The sequence below is a fragment of the Pseudomonas sp. Pseusp16 genome, assembly GCF_047324915.1.
In the GTDB taxonomy this organism is placed as follows: domain Bacteria; phylum Pseudomonadota; class Gammaproteobacteria; order Pseudomonadales; family Pseudomonadaceae; genus Aquipseudomonas; species Aquipseudomonas fluorescens_CD.
Genome location: NZ_CP168522.1, coordinates 3,750,259 through 3,768,916 on the forward strand (window position 1 = coordinate 3,750,259; position 18,658 = coordinate 3,768,916).

Annotated in this window: 19 protein-coding genes; 8 read left to right on the plus strand and 11 right to left on the minus strand. The window is 61.6% G+C overall.

The window, feature by feature from the left end; translation table 11 throughout:
- Positions 1–71 precede the first annotated feature (71 nt).
- Entirely contained in the window at positions 72–1,259 is a 1,188-nt protein-coding gene (gene nhaA, locus ACEN8Q_RS17150; protein WP_057400905.1) for a Na+/H+ antiporter NhaA, read from the plus strand.
- A 104-nt stretch (positions 1,260–1,363) separates the two neighbouring features.
- On the opposite strand, the gene ACEN8Q_RS17155 is transcribed toward nhaA, so the two are convergent.
- Entirely contained in the window at positions 1,364–1,828 is a 465-nt protein-coding gene (locus ACEN8Q_RS17155) for a glycine zipper 2TM domain-containing protein (protein WP_008016451.1), read from the minus strand.
- Positions 1,829–1,994: 166 nt separating this feature from the next.
- On the opposite strand from ACEN8Q_RS17155, the gene ACEN8Q_RS17160 reads away from it, so the two are divergent.
- Positions 1,995–2,231: a hypothetical protein gene (locus ACEN8Q_RS17160; protein WP_413424501.1), complete on the plus strand. Its 237-nt coding sequence runs from the start codon at positions 1,995–1,997 to the stop codon at positions 2,229–2,231.
- 5 nt (positions 2,232–2,236) lie between these two features.
- On the opposite strand, the gene pdxH is transcribed toward ACEN8Q_RS17160, so the two are convergent.
- From pdxH to dinG, 5 genes are all read right to left on the minus strand, one after another.
- Positions 2,237–2,884 (minus strand): pyridoxamine 5'-phosphate oxidase, encoded by a 648-nt coding sequence (gene pdxH, locus ACEN8Q_RS17165; RefSeq protein WP_413424503.1) that lies wholly within the window; start codon positions 2,882–2,884, stop codon positions 2,237–2,239.
- A 24-nt stretch (positions 2,885–2,908) separates the two neighbouring features.
- Positions 2,909–3,916 (minus strand): OmpA family protein, encoded by a 1,008-nt coding sequence (locus ACEN8Q_RS17170; protein WP_413424505.1) that lies wholly within the window; start codon positions 3,914–3,916, stop codon positions 2,909–2,911.
- A 112-nt stretch (positions 3,917–4,028) separates the two neighbouring features.
- A complete protein-coding gene (locus tag ACEN8Q_RS17175; protein ID WP_413424507.1) occupies positions 4,029–5,174 on the minus strand; it encodes a serine hydrolase domain-containing protein in 1,146 nt (381 codons plus the stop codon).
- A 118-nt stretch (positions 5,175–5,292) separates the two neighbouring features.
- Positions 5,293–7,695: a beta-galactosidase gene (locus ACEN8Q_RS17180; protein WP_413424509.1), complete on the minus strand. Its 2,403-nt coding sequence runs from the start codon at positions 7,693–7,695 to the stop codon at positions 5,293–5,295.
- Between the two features lie 96 nt (positions 7,696–7,791).
- The gene (gene dinG / locus ACEN8Q_RS17185; RefSeq protein WP_413703474.1) at positions 7,792–9,936 is read right to left on the minus strand and encodes an ATP-dependent DNA helicase DinG; all 2,145 of its coding nucleotides are present in this window, start codon (positions 9,934–9,936) and stop codon (positions 7,792–7,794) included.
- A 99-nt stretch (positions 9,937–10,035) separates the two neighbouring features.
- On the opposite strand from dinG, the gene ACEN8Q_RS17190 reads away from it, so the two are divergent.
- Positions 10,036–10,500 (plus strand): CopD family protein, encoded by a 465-nt coding sequence (locus tag ACEN8Q_RS17190; protein WP_413703475.1) that lies wholly within the window; start codon positions 10,036–10,038, stop codon positions 10,498–10,500.
- Positions 10,501–10,618: 118 nt separating this feature from the next.
- On the opposite strand, the gene ACEN8Q_RS17195 is transcribed toward ACEN8Q_RS17190, so the two are convergent.
- The 4 genes from ACEN8Q_RS17195 to ACEN8Q_RS17210 form a co-directional block, all read right to left on the minus strand.
- The gene (locus ACEN8Q_RS17195; RefSeq protein ID WP_413424515.1) at positions 10,619–11,377 is read right to left on the minus strand and encodes a collagen-like protein; all 759 of its coding nucleotides are present in this window, start codon (positions 11,375–11,377) and stop codon (positions 10,619–10,621) included.
- Positions 11,370–11,648, minus strand: a complete 279-nt coding sequence (locus tag ACEN8Q_RS17200) for a DUF1145 domain-containing protein (protein ID WP_085715597.1) — start codon at positions 11,646–11,648, stop codon at positions 11,370–11,372. Before ACEN8Q_RS17200 ends, ACEN8Q_RS17195 begins: the two co-directional genes overlap by 8 nt.
- A 148-nt stretch (positions 11,649–11,796) precedes the next feature.
- Positions 11,797–12,510, minus strand: a complete 714-nt coding sequence (locus ACEN8Q_RS17205; protein WP_413424517.1) for an OmpA family protein — start codon at positions 12,508–12,510, stop codon at positions 11,797–11,799.
- Positions 12,511–12,601: 91 nt separating this feature from the next.
- Positions 12,602–13,291 (minus strand): OmpA family protein, encoded by a 690-nt coding sequence (locus ACEN8Q_RS17210; protein WP_085715599.1) that lies wholly within the window; start codon positions 13,289–13,291, stop codon positions 12,602–12,604.
- Between the two features lie 189 nt (positions 13,292–13,480).
- On the opposite strand from ACEN8Q_RS17210, the gene ACEN8Q_RS17215 reads away from it, so the two are divergent.
- From ACEN8Q_RS17215 to ACEN8Q_RS17230, 4 genes are all read left to right on the plus strand, one after another.
- A complete protein-coding gene (locus ACEN8Q_RS17215) occupies positions 13,481–13,978 on the plus strand; it encodes a DUF6231 family protein (RefSeq protein WP_413424519.1) in 498 nt (165 codons plus the stop codon).
- A 4-nt stretch (positions 13,979–13,982) separates the two neighbouring features.
- The gene (locus tag ACEN8Q_RS17220; RefSeq protein WP_413424521.1) at positions 13,983–14,459 is read left to right on the plus strand and encodes a YchJ family protein; all 477 of its coding nucleotides are present in this window, start codon (positions 13,983–13,985) and stop codon (positions 14,457–14,459) included.
- A gap of 87 nt (positions 14,460–14,546) precedes the next feature.
- Positions 14,547–15,041, plus strand: a complete 495-nt coding sequence (locus ACEN8Q_RS17225) for an LEA type 2 family protein (protein ID WP_413703476.1) — start codon at positions 14,547–14,549, stop codon at positions 15,039–15,041.
- Positions 15,038–15,244: an SEC-C metal-binding domain-containing protein gene (locus ACEN8Q_RS17230; protein WP_008056806.1), complete on the plus strand. Its 207-nt coding sequence runs from the start codon at positions 15,038–15,040 to the stop codon at positions 15,242–15,244. The genes ACEN8Q_RS17225 and ACEN8Q_RS17230 overlap by 4 nt, the downstream gene beginning before the upstream one ends.
- 149 nt (positions 15,245–15,393) lie before the next feature.
- Here the strand turns inward: ACEN8Q_RS17230 and ACEN8Q_RS17235 are convergent, their stop codons facing one another.
- Complete coding sequence (locus ACEN8Q_RS17235; RefSeq protein WP_413703477.1) at positions 15,394–15,951, minus strand: cysteine hydrolase family protein; 558 nt, start codon at positions 15,949–15,951, stop codon at positions 15,394–15,396.
- Positions 15,952–16,145: 194 nt separating this feature from the next.
- Here ACEN8Q_RS17235 and ACEN8Q_RS17240 point away from each other — a divergent pair, with 194 nt between their 5' ends.
- On the plus strand, positions 16,146–18,596 hold the full coding sequence (locus ACEN8Q_RS17240; protein WP_413703478.1) for a penicillin acylase family protein: 2,451 nt from the start codon (positions 16,146–16,148) through the stop codon (positions 18,594–18,596).
- Positions 18,597–18,658 lie beyond the last annotated feature (62 nt).

An 18,658-nucleotide genomic window follows, 5' to 3' on the forward strand; every position in this document is an offset into this window, starting at 1 on the left:
ACTTTTGTTTTAACAACTAACAGTACTTGTTAGGGTGTAACACCTTTTGAATTCACGGATGGAGAGCGACCTTGCCTCTGCGTAGCACTTTCACGCGTTTCTTTCAGTTGGAAGCTGCCAGCGGTCTGCTACTGATTGCCGCTGCCGTTCTGGCTCTGATCATCAACAATTCGCCGCTGTCGTGGCTGTACAACGGCCTGCTGGACACCCCCGTGGTGGCCCAGATCGGCGCGCTGAAAATCGCCAAGCCCTTGCTGCTGTGGATCAACGACGGCCTGATGGCACTGTTCTTCCTGCTGATCGGCCTGGAAGTGAAGCGCGAAGTCCTCGACGGCCAGTTGTCCAGACCGTCGCAAATCGTCCTGCCCGGCGCGGCGGCGATTGGCGGCATGGTGGTGCCGGCGCTGATCTACTGGTACCTCAATCGCGACACGCCACCAGCCCTCAACGGCTGGGCAATCCCGACCGCTACCGACATCGCCTTCGCCCTTGGCGTGCTGGCATTGCTGGGCAAACGCGTTCCTGTCTCGCTGAAGCTGTTCCTGATGACCCTGGCGATCATCGACGACCTTGGCGCGATCATCATCATTGCGATCTTCTATTCCGGCGCGCTGTCGACCTTGTCCCTGGCACTGGCTGCGGCCTGTATTGCGGCGCTGATCGGGATGAACCGGCTTGGGGTGGTCAAGCTCGGACCGTACATGATCATTGGCTTGATCCTCTGGGTCTGCGTACTCAAGAGCGGTGTCCACGCCACGCTGGCCGGCGTGACCCTGGCTTTCTGCATTCCGCTGCGCACGAAAAATGCCGAGCCTTCGCCGCTACTGACCCTGGAACACGCCCTGCACCCGTGGGTCGCCTACGGCATCCTGCCGCTGTTCGCCTTCGCTAACGCCGGCCTGTCCCTGAGCGGCGTCACCGTCGAAAGCTTCACTCACCATGTGCCCATGGGCATCGCCATCGGGCTGCTCCTGGGCAAGACCGTCGGTGTCTTCGGCCTGACCTGGCTGGCCGTGAAAACCGGTATCGCCGCCCTGCCCCAAGGCGCCAATTGGGGCCAGGTGCTGGGTGTGGCGATTCTCTGCGGCATTGGTTTCACGATGAGCCTGTTTGTCGGCTCGCTGGCCTTTGAGCCGGGCGTGAGTGATTTCGCCGGGATGGACCGCATGGGGATCCTGACCGGTTCGATACTGGCCGCGCTGATCGGTTATGCAGTGACGGCGATGGCGAGCCGCAAGAGCACCGCGCTGGCCTCCTGATAAACAGCGATAACGCCTGGCGCCAATCAAGACGCCCCTCAGCTGAAAAACAAAAAACCCGATCAGTCACCTGATCGGGTTTTTTGTTTATCCGGTGTTTGCGCTTAGTGCGAAACGCGGCTGGTGCCATTCACACTGGCGATGCGCACACGCTCGCCAACGCGGAACACTTCGTTCGGTTGAACTTCCTGAACGTAGGCGCGCATGCTGCCATCGTCTTCGCGCACGGTGATTTCCACGCCCTGGGTGCGGGTCAGGCCTTCTTCAGCGGCCGAACCGAGCAGGCCACCAGCGACTGCGCCGATGACCGCAGCAACAACACTGCCTTTGCCGCCACCGACGGAGCTGCCGCCAACGCCGCCGACCACTGCGCCCGCAGCGCCGCCGATCGGGGTTTTGGTGCCTTCGATTTTCACCGGACGCAGCGCTTCGATGGTACCCATGCGAACGGTCTGCACACGACGCGCCTCGTCACGGGAGTAGGAGTCACCGGTCAGGCTCGATTGGCAACCAGTGAGCAACATCGCCATCGTGGAAAAGGAAGCAACCAGCAGAACAGACTTACGCATAGCATCAACTCCAAAGAAACAGATGTTCATTAGACCCCGCGGCTTGACGCCTGTCACGGCATCACCCGGGTAAAATTGCTTTGATTCAGGCCCCGTTAAGGCGCCCCCCACGAACTCACACAGTAGCGGCAAAATCGGAAAACCGCCCCGCCGACCAAGGATTTTCATGGACTACTTTATCATCGTCGTCACGACTGTTGCCGGTTTGTACTTCCATTGGTGGCTGTACGTGCGGATCAAACGCTGGATGGACCGCGACCTGGCACTGGCGCTGGCAGGAAAGGACGAGCAGAAAAAAGCCTTCATGCTCGAGCGGTTGGCAAGTGCCCGGGCGCAGAAGATCAAGCGTCGAGACCTGCCGAAGTGGCTGGAGGCCGCTGCGGCAGACTATCCCGGTCGGTAGGCGGCTCAGGGTGCCAGGCGTTCAAGAATCCAGTCGGCGCCCTGCTGGCGGTAGTTGAGGCGGTCGTGCAGGCGGCTTGGGCGGCCCTGCCAGAATTCGATACGCTCCGGCAGCAGGCGATAACCGCCCCAGTGTTCCGGGCAATGTGGCTGGGTGTCGCTGAAACGTTGCTCGGTGTCCTTGAGCAGCGCTTCGAGCTCGCCACGATCGGCGATCACGCAACTCTGCGGCGACGCCCAGGCCCCCAGACGACTGCCGAGCGGACGAACCTGATAATAGGCGTCGGACTCCTCGGGTGTCACCTTCACCACCCGCCCTTCGATGCGCACCTGGCGCTCCAGCGCCGGCCAGAAAAACGTCATGGCCGCGAACGGATTCGCGGCCAGTTGCTGGCCCTTGGCGCTATCGTAGTTGGTGAAAAAGGTGAAGCCCTGCTCGTCCAGGCCCTTGAGCAATAGAATGCGACAATGCGGTCGACCGTCCTGGTCAACGGTGGCCAGGGTCATGGCGTTGGCTTCCACCGGCGCCTGTTCGGTTTTCACCGCGTCGGCAAACCACCGGTGGAACAACGCAAACGGCTCGGCCGGGGCTTGCGCCTCGGTCAGGCCATCCCGGGTGTAGTCACGACGCATATCAGCCAGGCCCTGGGTCATGGCGCATTCCTTTTGGTTAACGAATCACTGCTTTGCAGTATCGGTGGTGGCGCCTTTCTTGTCAGCCGCGGAGGCTTTGGCTGGCGTGGTTTTCTTCGCCGGCGTTGCAGTTTTCGCAGGTGCTTTCTTGGCCGGAGCTTTTTTCGCCGGGGCTTTTTTCGCCGCTGGAACAGCCGCTTTTTTAGACGCCGGGGCCGGTGTCACAGGCTTGGCGACCGGCTTGACGTCAGCGGCAGTGACCCTGGTCACAGGGGCCGGCGCCGGCATGTTGTACTTGCTCAGCAGTGCGGCCATGGTGTTTTGCGGGGTCACCAGCAGCTCCACGCGGCGGTTCAACGCACGCCCTTCCACGCTGTCGTTGGCGGCGCGCGGCGCATCACCGCCCATGCCACGCAGCATCAGGCGATCACGCTGCAAACCACTGAGACGGAAAATTGCCGCGACGGCCTGGGCACGCTCCTGGCTCAGCTTGACGTTGGCAGGCGCAGCGCCGGACGTATCACTGTGGCCGAGGATCAGGACAGCAGTCTTTGGATCGGCTTCAAGGATTTTGGCAATGCGGGTAAACGGACCGAGTGTGACCGGCAGCAACATGGCCGGACGATCAGGGTTGAACGAGCCTTCGACCGGCGCAGTCACCACCAGCACGTTTTCGCGACGCTCGAGTTGCAGGTTGCTGCCCTTGACCGCCTCGCGCAGGCGCGGTTCATAGTCGTCAAGCCAGGCCTGGGTGACTTTCGGGTCAGGCATCGGTACAGCCTTGGCGGCGCTCTGCTCGCTACCGCCAAACGGCCACCACCACTTGCTGCCGCTATCGGTTCCGGCCTTGGCCACCGCAACGGGTTTGACTTCAGGTTTCACCTCCGGCTTGACCGCAGGCTTGCCAGCGCTGTCGTCGGAACCGAACGGCCAGTACCAGTGGCTGCCGCTTTCAGTCTTGGCGACCGGTGCCGTGGCGTCTTTCTGTGGAGTCTGTGCGCAACCGGTGATAGCGAAGCACAGGGCCAAGGCGAGGGTTTTATTGGATGACATTGGATATCCACAAAAATGAAGTCAAAAAATCAGGCCGCATGGGCCCGTATAAGCAGACGCTTTGAAACTGAAAAGACAATCGGGTTCCAGTCCCGGAACCCGATAGCCGCTTTTACAGACAAGTGGCCAGAACCCGCGCCAGCTTTTGCGCACGCGGGTCCATCAAGACGTACGGCCCCAGGGTATTTGTCACAAATCCGAAGGCCACATCGTACTCCGGGTCGGCAAAACCGATGGAGCCGCCGGCGCCCGGATGACCAAACGCCCGCGGGCCAAGGCCGAAGGTGGCGTTGGCAACGTCCGGTTGATCGAGCATGCAACCCAGGCCGAAACGGGTCCGGGTCAGTAAAGTCTTGTCCTCGCCGAGGCTGTGCTCACGAGTCAATTCATCGAGCATTTCGCTTTCCAGCAGGCTGCCGTCAAGCAGGCCGGCGTAAAACCCGGCCAGGCTGCGGGCATTGCCATGGCCATTGGCGGCTGGCTGCTGCATGCGTCGCCACTCGGGTTTGTTGGTGCTGGTCATGATCGACGGCGGGTTGGTGAACGCCCGGGTGGTCATGGCCGTTGGCTCACGCATGGTCACTTGCAACAGGCGCTGGGCGGCGGCATCGCCGACATTGCCCTTGCCCCGCGCAATGTGGGCCACGCGATAGAACTCTTCGTCGGCCAGACCCACATGGAAGTCCAGGCCCAACGGCCTGGCGACCCGCGCAACGATGGACTCACCCGGCCCACGGCCGTCGGCACGGCGCAGCAACTCGCCGACCAGCCAGCCATAGGTGATCGCCGCGTAACCGTGACCTTCGCCCGGCGTCCACCACGGCGCTTCGGCGGCCAGGGCGCCGACCATGGTTTGCCAGTCGTAAAGGGCTTCGGGGGCCAGTAATTCGCGCAATGCCGGAAGGCCGGCCTGATGGCAGAGCAGTTGACGAAGGGTGACAGACTCTTTGCCGGCAGCGGCAAATTCGGGCCAGTAGCGCGCAACCGGGGCATCCAGTTGCAGCTTGCCTTCGGCCACCAATTGCAGCGCGGTGACTGCGGTAAAGGTCTTGGTGCAGGAGAACAGGTTGGCGATGGTGTCGCTGTGCCAGGCCTCGGCCCCGTCCTTGTCGGCAGTGCCGGCCCACAGATCGAGGACGGTTTCGCCACCGATCTGAATGCACAACGCGGCGCCACGCTCCTGGGGATCGTCGAACAACGCCGCGAAAGCCTCACGCACCGCCTCGAACTTAAGCTCGTAATGACCCTGAATCTGCACCCGCAACTCCCCGGATTAACGCTCTACAAAGTGGCGGGCATTGTTCCAGCCCTTGAGGGTTTTGGGAACAGGGTTGGGCCGGGCGGTTATTGCGCCGCCAAGCTTTTGCGGCGAGGACTCAGTGACCTTTCCCGGAATGCCCACCAGCGCCCTTCCCCGGTCCCTTGCCGGCCTCGGCCTTGCGGCCGCCCTCGGCGTCGTGGCTGGCTTTGTCGGCGGCGGCCGCTGACTTCTCGGCCTCTTTGCCCAGTTGCTCGACTGTCGCCAGATTGCTCTTGCGCACGCTGTCGACAAAGCCCTGGAACGGCAGATCAGTGATGCCCACCAACCCGAAGTGACCGTTTTCACCGTCAAGCAGGCGCCCGGTGACCGGTTGGTCGAGGTACTGGAACCAATGCACGCCGACAATCGACGGCTCGCTCAAGGCCTGTTTGAGGAAGTTGGCATACGCCGCACCGCGGTCCTCCTCCTTCACCAACGGCGTGACGCCACCCCAGAACGGGCCGCGATCAGTCGAGCCGAAATTGAACTCGGTGACCAGCACCGGTTTGTCGAGGCTGCGCAGCCTGGCGAAGTCGTAACCATCCTGGGGTTGCAGGGTGTACATGTTGAAGCTCAACACGTCGCAATACTGGGCGCAGGACTCCACGGCTTCCGGCGTGCTGATGGCGAAACGGCCGCCGAGCAGCAGCTGGTTAGGCGCGTGCCACTGGAGTGAGTCGGAGATGGTCTTGAAGTAAGTGTCAGCAAAGACCTTCTGGAAGTATTTGAAGTCAGCTTCGATTTCCGGGTGTTCGGCGCTCGGGAGCGGCGGTACGAACCCCGGATCTTCCATCAGTTCCCAGGCCGGCAGATCAATGCCCCAGGCTTTCGACAGGCCATCCTGATTGCGGTACTTGTCGCGCAGTTGCTTGAGGAACGCGCGCTTGGCCGGCACGTCGGTGGTCATTTTCAAGGTGCCGTAGGCCAGCGCATAACGGGCTTTCGGGTCATCGCCGGGACCGGCCCAGGCCAGCTCATTGTCGGCGTAGTAACCGATCAGCCATGGATCGTCACGATGGTCGCGAGCGGCAATCGCCACGGCGCGTTCGGTGGCCATGGCAAAACGCGGGTCGAACGGGTCGGGCATGCCGCCCCACCAATCGGTGCCGGTGCTGATGCTGGCGTAGTCGCCGACAATCGACAGCGGCAAGGTGTACGGCACGCGATCAGCGTTACCCAATACCGGAGCGCTCCAGTTGCCGATGGTGTTGAAACCCCAGGCCTGCAAGCGATCAAGGGTGTGACCGGCCCAGCGCTGCTCGTCGAACTTCGCTTTGCACGGTTCGACAGCTTTTGCCTCAGCAGCTTTCGCTTCCGTCGTTTCGGACTTGGCCGCCTCGGCGACGCCAGCTTTGGTTTCGCTGCCCGGGCCACAAGGATCGCCATACAAGCGCTGCAGGTTGGCAGCGTAGAAGTCATACCAGCGACCGGCATTGTAGCCGCGCCCTTGATCGGCCCCGTTGCCGCCACGGTTGTCGCCTTCACCATAGTGGCTGGCCAGCGCCTCGTCAGCCTTGGGCAGGGATTCGAACATCCACTCGCGGCCGGCAACATAGGTCTGGTTGACATCCGGGGCCACGGTATTGACCCCGAGGGAATAGAACGGGTGGCCTTCAGGCGTCACCAGATACCAGCGACCGTCACGCTTTTCTGTGCGGAAAAAACCGCTGGCCTTGAAGGATGGGCCTTTGGTCAAACCACCGAATTTGTCCAGGGAGGACTTTTCACGCTCGGCCAGCCAGGTTTTCAGTTGTTGTTGCTCCTTGCTCGCGGCGCCTTTGAGTTGTTCGTCGCTGCCGATCTTTTCCGGCCATTTGCCCCGGGTCGACTGGCCGTAAGCGTCCACCAACCCGCCGTACACGGCTTGGGTGACCGACTCACCGTCCTGCACACCAAAGCGCTCCAGCAGGATGCTCTGCGCGGCTTTCGGCTGGTCCATCGACAAACTCACCGACACCACTTCTCTGCGATCCAGTTCACCGGCGCTACTGGCCAGCAACACACGTTGGCCATCGACGGTCATCGGCATCGGCGGGCCAGCCTTCATGCCCTGGCTCAACGGTGATGTCGCTTGCAGTGGCACCAACAGGGTTTGCGCAGGCCCCGCCGGCAGATCGACACGGCTGACCAGCGTCTTGCCGTCGTTGCTCTGGATGGTCACGTACAGGGTCAAGGCCCAGTTCATCGCACTCTGGATCCGCAGGCTCATGACGCCCGACTGCGACCAGTCCCAGGCGCCGGTTTGCGGGGTCAGGCGCAAAGTCGGCCGGGCGACCGGGTTAAATGTCACCCGGCGCAGCACTTCGCCCTCGGGGGTTTGCTCGGCGTTGGATTGCGGCAGGCTGGCATCCTGAGTCGCCACCTGGACCACGTCGGCGGGGCGCACAAAGTTGAACAGCGTCTGCTGGCCGGCGGGAGCGGCCAGCAGAGGTGTTGCGAACAGCAGGGCAAAAACGGCAGGCAACGAACGGCAAATCATGAGAACGAAATTCTCCCTAACGACCTTCAATGGGCCAGTGGAAAAGCGATGGCAGAGAGATAGACAACGCGGTGGGCAAAATTGCCCACCGGTGCGTCAGGAAATTTCTCGACGGAACGGCGGCAACGCGTTGAGGATGGCTTTGCCATAGCGCTGGGTCACCAGGCGCCGGTCGAGCAAGGTGATGGTGCCGCGGTCTTCTTCGGTACGCAGCAAGCGGCCGCAGGCCTGGACCAGCTTCAGCGAGGCGTCCGGTACGGAGATTTCCATGAACGGATTGCCGCCCCGGGCCTCGATCCATTCGGACAAGGCTGCTTCGACGGGATCATCGGGCACCGAGAAAGGAATCTTGGCAATGACCACGTGCTCGCAATAGGCACCGGGCAAGTCGACCCCTTCAGCGAAGCTCGCCAGGCCGAACAACACGCTGGAATCCCCGCCATCGACTCGCGCCTTGTGCTTGTTCAGGGTTTCCTGTTTCGACAGGTTGCCCTGAATGAACACTTGCTTGCGCCAGTCACGGTCAAGGCCATCGAACACGTCCTGCATCTGTTTACGCGAGGAAAACAGCACCAGGGTGCCCCGCGAGCCTTCGACCAACTCAGGCAGATCACGAATGATCGCGGCGGTATGCGCCGCTGCATCACGGGGGTCGGCGTTCAGGTTCGGCACCCGCAACACACCGGCGTCGGCATGATGGAACGGGCTTGGCACCACCGCCGTCACGGCTTTTTTCGGCAGGCCGGCGCGCATGCGGAAGCGGTCGAAGGTACCCAGGGCGGTCAGGGTCGCCGAGGTCACCAGACAGCCATAGGCCACGTTCCACAAATTGCGCCGGAGCATTTCCGCCGCCAGGATGGGACTTGCGTTGACCTCGATGTCGAACAGCGAACCACTTTCGGCCAGAGTCAGCCAGCGGGCCATGGGCGGGTTGTCCTCCGGGTCTTCGACGGTGAAGGCGGTCCACAACTCCCAGTTGCCGGAAGAGCGGGACAACAGGTTGCCGAACAACGGATACCACTCTTCGGCCTGGTTGCTGGCGATACCGATGTTGACCTCGCCGTCCATGCCTTCCTTGAGCAGGTCGGTCAGGCGGGTGAACACGTCGGTCAACCGTGCGAAGCCTTTCTTCAGTTCGATGCCCATTTCGCGCATGTGCTCGGGAATCACCCCGCCGACGAATCGATGACGCGGGCGCTCGCGGCCTTCAACGTCTTCGCCGGGTTTGAAATCGGCAACCTGCTCACACGCGGTGAACATGAACTGCTGCTGGGTCTTGATCTCCCGCGCCAGCTCCGGCACCTGCTCGATCAACTTACCCAGGTCGCCCGGCAACGGATGCTGGGCCAGCAGTTTGGTGAGGTTCTTGGCCGTGGTTTCCAGCCAGTCGGCGGTGGAGCGCAGGCGCGTGTAATGGGCGAAATGGCCGATGGCCTTGTCCGGCAGGTGATGGCCTTCGTCGAACACGTAGATGGTGTCGCGCGGGTCCGGCAGCACGGCGCCGCCGCCAAGGGCCAGGTCGGCCAGGACCATGTCGTGGTTGGTGACGATCACATCGACCTTGCCCATGCCTTCGCGGGCCTTGTAGAAGGCGCACTGGCCGAAGTTCGGGCAATGACGGTTGGTGCACTGGCTGTGATCGGTGGTCAGACGCGCCCAGTCGGCGTCTTCCAGGGCGGTGGACCAGCTGTCGCGGTCGCCGTCCCATTTATTGCCGGCGAGTTTTTCGATCATGCTGGTGAACAGTTTCTGACTGGCCTCGTCGACCTCGATCTTGAAGCCTTCTTCCTCGAACAACTGCGCCGTGGCGGTCTGCGCGTGGCCTTCCTGGAGCAACATGTCGAGCTTGGACAGGCACATGTAGCGCCCGCGCCCCTTGGCCAGGGCGAAGCTGAAGTTCAGCCCGCTGTTGCGCATCAGGTCGGGCAAGTCCTTGTAGACGATCTGCTCTTGCAGGGCCACGGTGGCCGTGGCGATCACCAGGCGCTTGCCGGCGGCCTTCGCCGTGGGAATCGCTGCCAGGCTGTAGGCCACGGTCTTGCCGGTACCGGTGCCGGCTTCCACCGCGACTATCGCGGGGTCGCCACTGCGCCGGCCTTCGTCGTCGGTGTCGATGTCACCCAGGACCTTGGCGACTTCGGCGATCATCAGGCGTTGGCCGTAGCGCGGCTTGAGGCTCTTGGCTTCGAGAAAACGCGAGTAGGCGCCCTGGATCGTGGTTTTGAGTTCGGTGCTGATCATGGATTGTCGGGCGCAAAAAACGCTGGATAAATTTTCAGTGGTTCGGTTCGGCGGCTATCATACCCCGCTAATGAATCCCGCGCAGAACGGAGTAACCCAATGACACCTTTTAGCCTCGTTTATAGCCTGCATGTACTGGCCGCCCTGGTCTGGGTCGGCGGCATGTTTTTCGCCTGGATGGTCCTGCGCCCCGCAGCGATCAAGGCACTTGAAGGCCCTGCCCGGCTGAAGTTATGGGTAGAAGTGTTTCAAGGTTTTTTCCGCTGGGTCTGGGTGGCGGTGGTGCTGTTGCCGGTCAGCGGCGTGGTCATGCTGAATCTGCACTTCACCGGTTTTGAAAACGCGCCGCGCTATGTGCAGGTGATGATGGGCTTGTATGTGGTGATGACCGCGCTGTTTATCAGGATTCAGGCGCTGATGCTGCCGGAACTGCGCACCGCCGTGGCCGAGCAGGATTGGCCGGCCGGGGCGGCGGTACTGGGGCGGATTCGCCGCCTGGTGGGGATCAATCTTTTGGTGGGGTTGGCTGTGGTGGCGATTGCGTCGGTTCGGCCGACGCTTTAAAAGCTTCGTCGGAACGCCGCCCGGACCAAGCCCGCTCCCACAGGGTTCCGTAATCCAATGTGGGAGCGGGCTTGCCCGCGAAGACAATCGACTGGACGACACACATTTCGGCGATTGCTTACAACCGCTGAACCGTCACCGAACCCGCCGCGCCTTCAGGCCCCGGTTGCCCGTCGGCGCCAGGTTTACCGCTCTTGCCACCATCAGCCTTGTAGATCAGGCAGCCCTTGGCCTTGCCACCCGCGCCCGGTTTGCCGCCCGGGCCGGCCAGGCCACCGGCACCGCCAGCCACCTGAACCTTGATTCGGTCTGCCGGGAAGTCGTGCGGCACCGCCAGTTTAACCAGCGCTCCCGGCGCCCCCGGCTGTCCATTGCTGCCATCACTGCCATCGGCACCACGACCGGCCTGACCCCAGGTGCACCCCGGTTCCTCACCGTTTGCCCCATCGAGACCGACAAACCCCGGTGCGCCCGCGCCACCACGGGCATCAACGATCAATTGCGGTGCATTCAGTGCCTTGATCTGCAAATCAAGATTGCGTCCGGATCGAGCGGCCTTCTGATAGGTCCCGGGTGCGCCACGGGCGGTGATCTGGCTGCCTTCGGACAAATCGGCGCGACGGACCTTCAGCGCCAGCGCCTGCTCCCCCGGCACGATGGCGATGCGCGCTTCACGCCCCAGATGCAATTCACCCACGGTGACTTCGGTGACGTTCGATGGAATCAGCAAGGTGCCGTAATCGGCCACTTCCAGGCGTTCCAGTTGCAGGGTGCTGGCGGTGTTGGGCAAGCGCATCAACGAGTTGGGTTCGACACTCACCACCTGTGCGCAGGCCAATGGGCTGATGAGTGCGGCGAGCAGGCAGAGTTTACGCATGGGAAGCCTTCGAAGCGGTAGGGGCTGGAATGGTTTGCAGGTGGAATACGCCGAAAATGACGATCTTCAGGCGGTCAAGCCAGGGATGGGCACGACCCCGCAGGCTGCGATAGCACAGCAACGCTTCCAGTAGATGGATGAATCCCAACAGGCCGCCGGCCAGATTGACCAACGGGTGCAGCGGAAAGACGAACGGCGTGAGCAGGTTGACCAGCACCACCGACCAGAACACCAGGGTCAATAACCGCCCCAGCCCCCATATGACTTTCATACGCCCCCCCGATGAGAATTATTGTTTGCGCGCACAGTAACGGCTTCCACGCGGGTTAAGCCAGAGGGCAACGGAAAATTCTTCATGCAGGCCGCCGAACGGCCGTCGTTGCGCTCACAACTGTCGCTCGACGGCTCTATCTCTTGGCTCAGCGGTTTATATGCAGATCCACGCGACGGTTTTTCGCACGCCCTGCTTCCGTGTCGTTGTCAGCAATCGGCTGACTCTTGCCCTTGCCTTCGCTGGTGACTTTGTTCGGCGCCACACCCTGGCTCAGCAAGTATTCCGCCACGCTGCTGGCGCGTCGCTCCGACAAGGCCTGGTTATAAGTATCCGAACCGACGCTGTCGGTATGGCCGACCACCTTGATGCTGACCACATCGGCATCCTCGAACTTGCTCATCAACGCATCCAGTCGACTCTTGGCCGTCGGGGTCAGGTCGGATTGATTGAAGGCAAACAGCACGTCATCGCTCAGGGTGATGACTTCGGATTGCGCGGGCTCGGGTTTGACGCTGGCGGCCGGATACTGCGGCATCGGGCAACCGTGATGATCGACCGGGGTATTGGCGGGAGTGTCAGGACACCGGTCGCGTCGGTCGAAAACGCCGTCGCCGTCTTCGTCGCCATCCTGGGCATAGCAGATCAAACCGCCGGACAAGATACCCAGCGCCGCCCCACCCGCGGCCCAACTACCGCTCTCGATGGCGCCCAGACCACCACCAACCAGACCACCGATGAGGCTGCAAATTGGCCAGGTTCGTTGATTGAGGGGGGCAGTGCCATCACTGTGGGTCGCGCAGCCGGTCAAGAGGCTGCCAAGTAGCAGAACCGACAAGACGGTCCTTGTGAGAACGATCATGTTGAAAGCTCCTGTGTCCCCGGCCAATACCGGTTACACAGGAGTAAAGACCCGCATCCGCGACTGCACAAGGCGCGGATGCGAGGGGGGCTTAACGCTCGATTTTGATTTCCGTACGACGGTTCTGTGCACGACCGTCAGCGGTTTTGTTGTCAGCAACCGGCTGGCTTTCACCGGCACCGACAACCGACACGAAGTTACTGCGAGGTACGCCTTGCGAGATGAGGTATTCAACCACCGAGTGGGCGCGTTTATCCGACAGTTTCTGGTTGTAGACATCACTGCCCACGCTGTCGGTATGACCGGTGACGGTCAGTTTGGCAGTCGGGGCTTCGGCTTTCAGGCGAGTGGCAATCTTGTCGAGTACCAGTTTGTCGGACGAGGTAAGCGTGGCTTTATCAAACTGGAAGTGAACATCGCGGATGACGATGGTTTCTTCCTTGACCACAACCGCTTCTTCGACCACAGGTGCTGGTGGTGGGCAACCGTTGGCATCGACCTGAACGCCTTTTGGCGTGCCTGGGCACTTGTCACGGCTGTCCGGCACACCATCACCGTCTTCGTCGCCATCCCCGTGAACCCAGCAATAAGCCGCTGCCGTGCCGCCGACGAGCAGAGCACCATACCCTGCCCATGCCGAGCTTTCGGTCGCACCGAGGCCCGCGCCCACGACACCACCAACCGCCGCGCAGGTCGGCCAATCGGTTTTCTGCAAACCTGCGCAACCAGTCAAGACACTGGTTAGCAGAACCAAGGGTAATGCTGTCCGAACTATGCTCATCTAGTTTTCTCCTGAAGGATCGGCTTAGAACCGATTCAGGTAGTAAAGACCCGAGTTTTAAACTCCGCCAGCAATAGGCCATGCTGTTTATTCACGCATTGGCGACAAGTTCGTGCTTTTGTCGCCAAGCCGCTCTAGGCCCGAACGTTCGGGCAGGCTAGTCTTGGCAGATCTGATTGAGGATCTTCGATGACTGCAGATATTTCTTCACGCACGCCGCAACAGGCACTGGCCGCTTTACTTGACCGATATGCCCCCGCACGCCTGTTGTTGATCGGCGCCAGCGAGTTCCCGGCACTGGAAGCGTTCAAACTCGCGCACCCGGAAAGCAGCGTCGCTTGCGCTGCCCCCGGGCCGTTGCCCGCCGAGTTGGCAGCCCGCCGATTCGACCTGGCGCTGGTGGTCGATTGCCTGGAGCACTTGCCCAAGCGCGACGGCCTGAACCTGCTGGGTGGCATCCGCAACCTCAACGCCAGCCGCATCGCAGTGCTAGCGGATTTGCCGGCCTGTGGCTGGCAGGAAACCGACTTTTTCTCCCTGGCCCTGCAAGCCAGCGAACGCTTCCAACGGGACGAACAGGTCCTGACCCTGTTTACCTACGATCTGCTTGAATACAAACAAGTCCCCGACTGGCTGAATTCGCGCTTTTGGGCCAATCCGGAAAACTTCGGGAAATACTGGTGGTAATGCCATGAGTACATCCATTTGCCCTTGCGGCAGCGGCACCCCACTCGACGCCTGCTGCGGTCACTACCATGCCGGGCACCCGGCGCCGTGCGCGGAAGCCTTGATGCGCTCGCGCTACAGCGCCTATGTGTTGGGGCTGGTCGATTATCTGGTAGCCACCACCCTGCCTGCCCAGCAGGCCGGTCTGGACCGTCAATCGATCAGCGACTGGAGCGCGCAAAGTACCTGGTTGGGCCTTGAGGTGGAAAGCTCCGAAGTACTGGGCGGCCAGCCTGAACACGCCTTCGTGACCTTCACCGCGCGGTGGCACGACAGCGGTGGCGAGCACAGCCACCGCGAGCGCTCGTCATTTGTGCAAAACACCGGGCGCTGGTATTTCATCGACCCCACCGTGCCGCTCAAGGCCGGACGCAATGACGCCTGCCCGTGTGCGAGTGGGCAGAAGTTCAAGAAGTGTTGCTCGGGGTATTTCAGCAGCTAGGACATGGAATGCCTGTCCACCCCGCAGGAGTAGCCGAAGGCTGCGATCTTTTGGGTCTAGACTGGGGCTCAAGGGAGAAACAGCACGATGATCATCCACCGCGGCGCACGCTATCTGCTCACGTTGTTCCTGGCACTGGGACTCGGCGGCTGCGTATCGTGGTTCGGCGACGATTTGCCGGACCCCGAAGTCCATCTGGTGAAGATAGAGGTGGTCCGGGCCAAATTGCTGGAACAGAAACTCCTCCTGCATTTTCGCATCGACAATCCCAACGACAGCGACCTGACGGTGCGCAGTCTGGAGTACCGCATTCACTTGGGTGACATTCTGCTGGCCGAAGGCGAGCACGAACACTGGTTCACCGTCGGCCCCAAACACAGCGCCTACTTCAAGGTGCCGATCCGCACCAACCTGTGGTCAAAGGTGCGTGACCTGGCCAAACTGCTGAAAAAATCCGATCAACCCATTCCCTATCGTCTGGAAGGTGAACTGGAAACCGGTATATTCATCGCCCACTACGTGCACCTGGCGCGCAATGGCGTGATAATCCCCGCCGATTTAATTCCGGAGCAACACCGATGACCCAGCAACCCCACGTCCACGGCCCTGACTGCAACCACGATCATGACCATCACCAGCATGATCACGACCACGGTCATGTCCACGGTCCGAACTGCGGCCACGCTCACCAGGAACCGGTGCGCAACGCCCTGAAAGACGTCGGCCGCAACGATCCGTGCCCGTGCGGCAACGGCAAGAAATTCAAGAAGTGCCACGGCGCTTGATGCTTCGGGCGAAGATTTGCTTCGCCTGTTGAATCGTCTTCGCGAGCAGACCTGTGGTGTGAATGCAGATCCCTTGCTCGCGATGGACTGTCAGTCGACACCTGTGTAGCTGACACACCATCGCGAGCAAGCTCGCTCCTACAGGTTTTTCAGTCAGCGTTTAACAGGTAGGCACTGCTGACCACCGTCGCATACTCACCGTGCAAATTCCCCAGCGACATCGCATGCACCTCCTCGGCGCCATGGGCATTGCCGAAAAAGTCAGCCTTGTCGAAGGTAAAGCACGCATCCTCGGCCACCCACGTATCAAACCCCAGGTTACCCGCGGTGCGCGCCGTGGATTCCACCGAGTTGTGGGTCGCGACACCGACGATGATCAACTGCCCGATCCCCGCCTCGCGCAACTCAATCTCCAGCCCCGTCGAACAAAACGCATCCGGCACCTGTTTCTGGATCAGGCGTTCGCCGGCCCTTGGCGCAAAGCGCTCCTGAAATTCCACCCCCGACTGCTGCGGCCAGAATACTGAGTCCTCTGAGCGGGACAGGTGCTGCACATGGATCACCGGCCGAGCGGTGCGCCGCCAATGGTCGAGCATTTCCAGCATGCGCACTTCGGCCTGCGGGTTGTTCCTGCGGCCGAGTCTGGGGTGAAGGATGCCTTTTTGTTGATCGATGATGATCAGTGCCGCGTTTGCCTTGAGCTCCATGCCGACTGTTCTCCAGGATTGTTGAGCGAGTCGCACTTCAACATCACCCATGGCGACTGGCAAGGCTGCGATCTTTCAGGTTTATCAGACAAATCCTGAAATAACCTTGCACCCCGCTTGCGCGGCCACCTCCCGCTCACTAACGTAGCGCCTTTATTGCGCACCGCCGCCTCTACCCCCGCAGGAGCTTTGCCATGGCCTCGCCAGCCCTTACTCACTTTCTACCCCGGTTCGGCGTTGCCGCAGCAGTGGCCGGTGTCTTGAGCCTGACCGGTTGTCAGAACTTCAACGCCCAGGACACCCTCCCGCCGACCTCCGGCGTACAACCGCTCAAGGGCCTGGCGCAGAACGTTTCGGTGCGCCGCAATGCCATGGGCATGCCGCTGATCGAAAGCAACAGCTTCCACGACGCGCTGTTCACCCTCGGTTACGTGCATGCCAGCGAACGCATCACGCAAATGGTCACCCTGCGCCTGCTGGCCCAGGGCCGCTTGGCCGAGATGCAGGGTGCGGACCTGCTGGATGCCGACCGTTACATGCGGGCGGTCAACCTGAAGAAAAGTGCTGGCGAGTTGTACAAGGCCTCGTCGCCGCGCCTCAAGCGTTTCTTCGAGGTCTATGCGCGGGGTGTCAACGCCTACCTGTTCCGCTACCGCGACAAACTGCCGGCGGACCTGGCGGCCAGCGGCTACAAGCCTGAATACTGGCAGCCGGAAGATTCGGCGCTGATTTTCTGCCTGCTGAACTTCAGCCAGTCGACCAACCTGCCGGAAGAAATTTCCTCATTGGTACTGGCCCAGACCGTCACCACCGACAAACTCGCGTGGCTGACACCGTCGGCACCCGATGAAAAACTGCCGGTCGCCGAAAGCGAAAAACTGCAAGGACTCAAGCTCAACGGGCAAGTCCCGGGGCTGGCCGAACTCAGTAAAGCCACCGGGCAACTGTCGGACCTGAATCTGCTGGGTGCCACCTCGTCGAACAACTGGGCCATCGCCCCGCAACGCAGCCGCAGCGGCAAGAGCCTGTTGGCCAGTGACAGTCACGGCCCGCAGGGCGTGCCTTCGCTGTTCAGTTACGTGCAGATTCGCGCGCCGAAGTATCAGGCGTCCGGCGTGACCATCGCGGGCCTGCCAATGGTGCTGGGAGGTTTCAACGGCAAAGTGGCGTGGAGCATGACGTCCGTGATGGGCGACAACCAGGACCTGTTCCTGGAGAAGATCAAACGCCAGGGCAACGGGCTCACCTACGAAAACGCCGGGAAATGGCAACCGGTGATCGTGCGCAACGAAACCTATTTCATCAAAGGCCAGCGGCCGATTCGCGAAGCCGTGTACGAAACCCGTCACGGCCCGCTGCTCAACAGCGCACAGGGCACCACCCTGGCCAACGGTTTCGGCCTGGCCTTGCAGATGCCGAACTTCACCGACGACAAGAGCCTGGACGCGTTCTTCGACCTGTCCCGCACCCAGAGCGTTGAGAAAGCCTCGGATGCCAGCCGCGAAATCCGCGCCATCGCGCTGAACCTGGTATTTGCCGATGCCAGCCACATCGGCTGGCAAGTCACCGGTCGTTACCCGAACCGCCGCGAAGGCGAAGGCCTGCTGCCCTCGCCGGGCTGGGAAGGCCGCTACGATTGGGACGGTTATGCCGACCCGATGCTGCACCCGTACGACCAGGACCCAGCCCAAGGCTGGCTTGGCACTGCCAACCAGCGGGTCATTCCCCATGGCTACGGCATGCAATTGTCCAATTCGTGGGCGGCACCGGAGCGCGGCGAGCGCCTGGCCGAACTGGCCGGCGCAGGCAAACATGACAGCCGCAGCCTGATTGCCATGCAATACGACCAGACCACGACCTTCGCTGCCAAGCTGAAGAAGATGTTTGAAGCGCCGGGCATGTCCCAGCCACTCAAGCAAGCCATCGACGCCTTGCCGGCGACCGATCGCGCCAAGGCACACGAGGCCTACAGCCGCTTGATGGCGTTCGACGGCAAGCTCGGCCCGACCTCCACCGATGCGGCAATCTACGAACTGTTCCTGCAGGAAAGCATCCGGCAGATCTTCCTCGATGAACTGGGCCCGGAAAGCAGCCCGGCGTGGAAGGCCTTTATCGCCGACGGCAAGTTGTCTTACTCGGCCCAGGCCGATCATTTGCTCGGGCGTGAGGACAGTCCGTTCTGGGATGACGTGCGCACCGCGCAGAAAGAAGACAAACCGGCCATCCTCGCTCGCAGCCTCGCCGCGGCGATCAGCGCAGGCGACAGCCAGTTGGGCAGCGATCACAAAGCCTGGCAGTGGGGCAAACTGCATCGCTATGAATGGAAGAACAGCAACGGCCAGACCGTACGCGGACCGCTGCCGGCCGGCGGCGATCACACCACGCTCAACACCGCTGCCTTCGCCTGGGGCCAGGACTTCAACACCACGCTGGCACCAGCCATGCGCTTTATCGTCGACTTCGGCCAGTCCGAACCGCTGATGGCGCAGAACGGCACCGGCCAGTCCGGCAACCCGGCCAGCCCGAATTACCTCAACAGCATCGAACCGTGGCTCAAGGGTCAATACATGAGCCTGCCGATGCAGCCGCAGAACTTCGACAACGCCTATGGCAAGGCGCGGTTGACGCTGACCCCCGGCAAGTAACACAGGGCAAAGGATTGACACTGATCCCTTGTGGGAGCGGGCTTGCTCGCGAAGGCGATTGA

Bases quoted from the DNA above. Each gene is read 5' to 3' on its own strand.
- ACEN8Q_RS17155 (WP_008016451.1), bottom strand. From the start codon at position 1,828: ATGCGTAAGTCTGTTCTGCTGGTTGCTTCCTTTTCCACGATGGCGATG.
- ACEN8Q_RS17160 (WP_413424501.1), top strand. From the start codon at position 1,995: ATGGACTACTTTATCATCGTCGTCACGACTGTTGCCGGTTTGTACTTC.
- pdxH (WP_413424503.1), bottom strand. From the start codon at position 2,884: ATGACCCAGGGCCTGGCTGATATGCGTCGTGACTACACCCGGGATGGC.
- ACEN8Q_RS17170 (WP_413424505.1), bottom strand. From the start codon at position 3,916: ATGTCATCCAATAAAACCCTCGCCTTGGCCCTGTGCTTCGCTATCACC.
- ACEN8Q_RS17180 (WP_413424509.1), bottom strand. From the start codon at position 7,695: ATGATTTGCCGTTCGTTGCCTGCCGTTTTTGCCCTGCTGTTCGCAACA.
- dinG (WP_413703474.1), bottom strand. From the start codon at position 9,936: ATGATCAGCACCGAACTCAAAACCACGATCCAGGGCGCCTACTCGCGT.
- ACEN8Q_RS17190 (WP_413703475.1), top strand. From the start codon at position 10,036: ATGACACCTTTTAGCCTCGTTTATAGCCTGCATGTACTGGCCGCCCTG.
- ACEN8Q_RS17195 (WP_413424515.1), bottom strand. From the start codon at position 11,377: ATGCGTAAACTCTGCCTGCTCGCCGCACTCATCAGCCCATTGGCCTGC.
- ACEN8Q_RS17200 (WP_085715597.1), bottom strand. From the start codon at position 11,648: ATGAAAGTCATATGGGGGCTGGGGCGGTTATTGACCCTGGTGTTCTGG.
- ACEN8Q_RS17205 (WP_413424517.1), bottom strand. From the start codon at position 12,510: ATGATCGTTCTCACAAGGACCGTCTTGTCGGTTCTGCTACTTGGCAGC.
- ACEN8Q_RS17210 (WP_085715599.1), bottom strand. From the start codon at position 13,291: ATGAGCATAGTTCGGACAGCATTACCCTTGGTTCTGCTAACCAGTGTC.
- ACEN8Q_RS17215 (WP_413424519.1), top strand. From the start codon at position 13,481: ATGACTGCAGATATTTCTTCACGCACGCCGCAACAGGCACTGGCCGCT.
- ACEN8Q_RS17220 (WP_413424521.1), top strand. From the start codon at position 13,983: ATGAGTACATCCATTTGCCCTTGCGGCAGCGGCACCCCACTCGACGCC.
- ACEN8Q_RS17225 (WP_413703476.1), top strand. From the start codon at position 14,547: ATGATCATCCACCGCGGCGCACGCTATCTGCTCACGTTGTTCCTGGCA.
- ACEN8Q_RS17230 (WP_008056806.1), top strand. From the start codon at position 15,038: ATGACCCAGCAACCCCACGTCCACGGCCCTGACTGCAACCACGATCAT.
- ACEN8Q_RS17235 (WP_413703477.1), bottom strand. From the start codon at position 15,951: ATGGAGCTCAAGGCAAACGCGGCACTGATCATCATCGATCAACAAAAA.
- ACEN8Q_RS17240 (WP_413703478.1), top strand. From the start codon at position 16,146: ATGGCCTCGCCAGCCCTTACTCACTTTCTACCCCGGTTCGGCGTTGCC.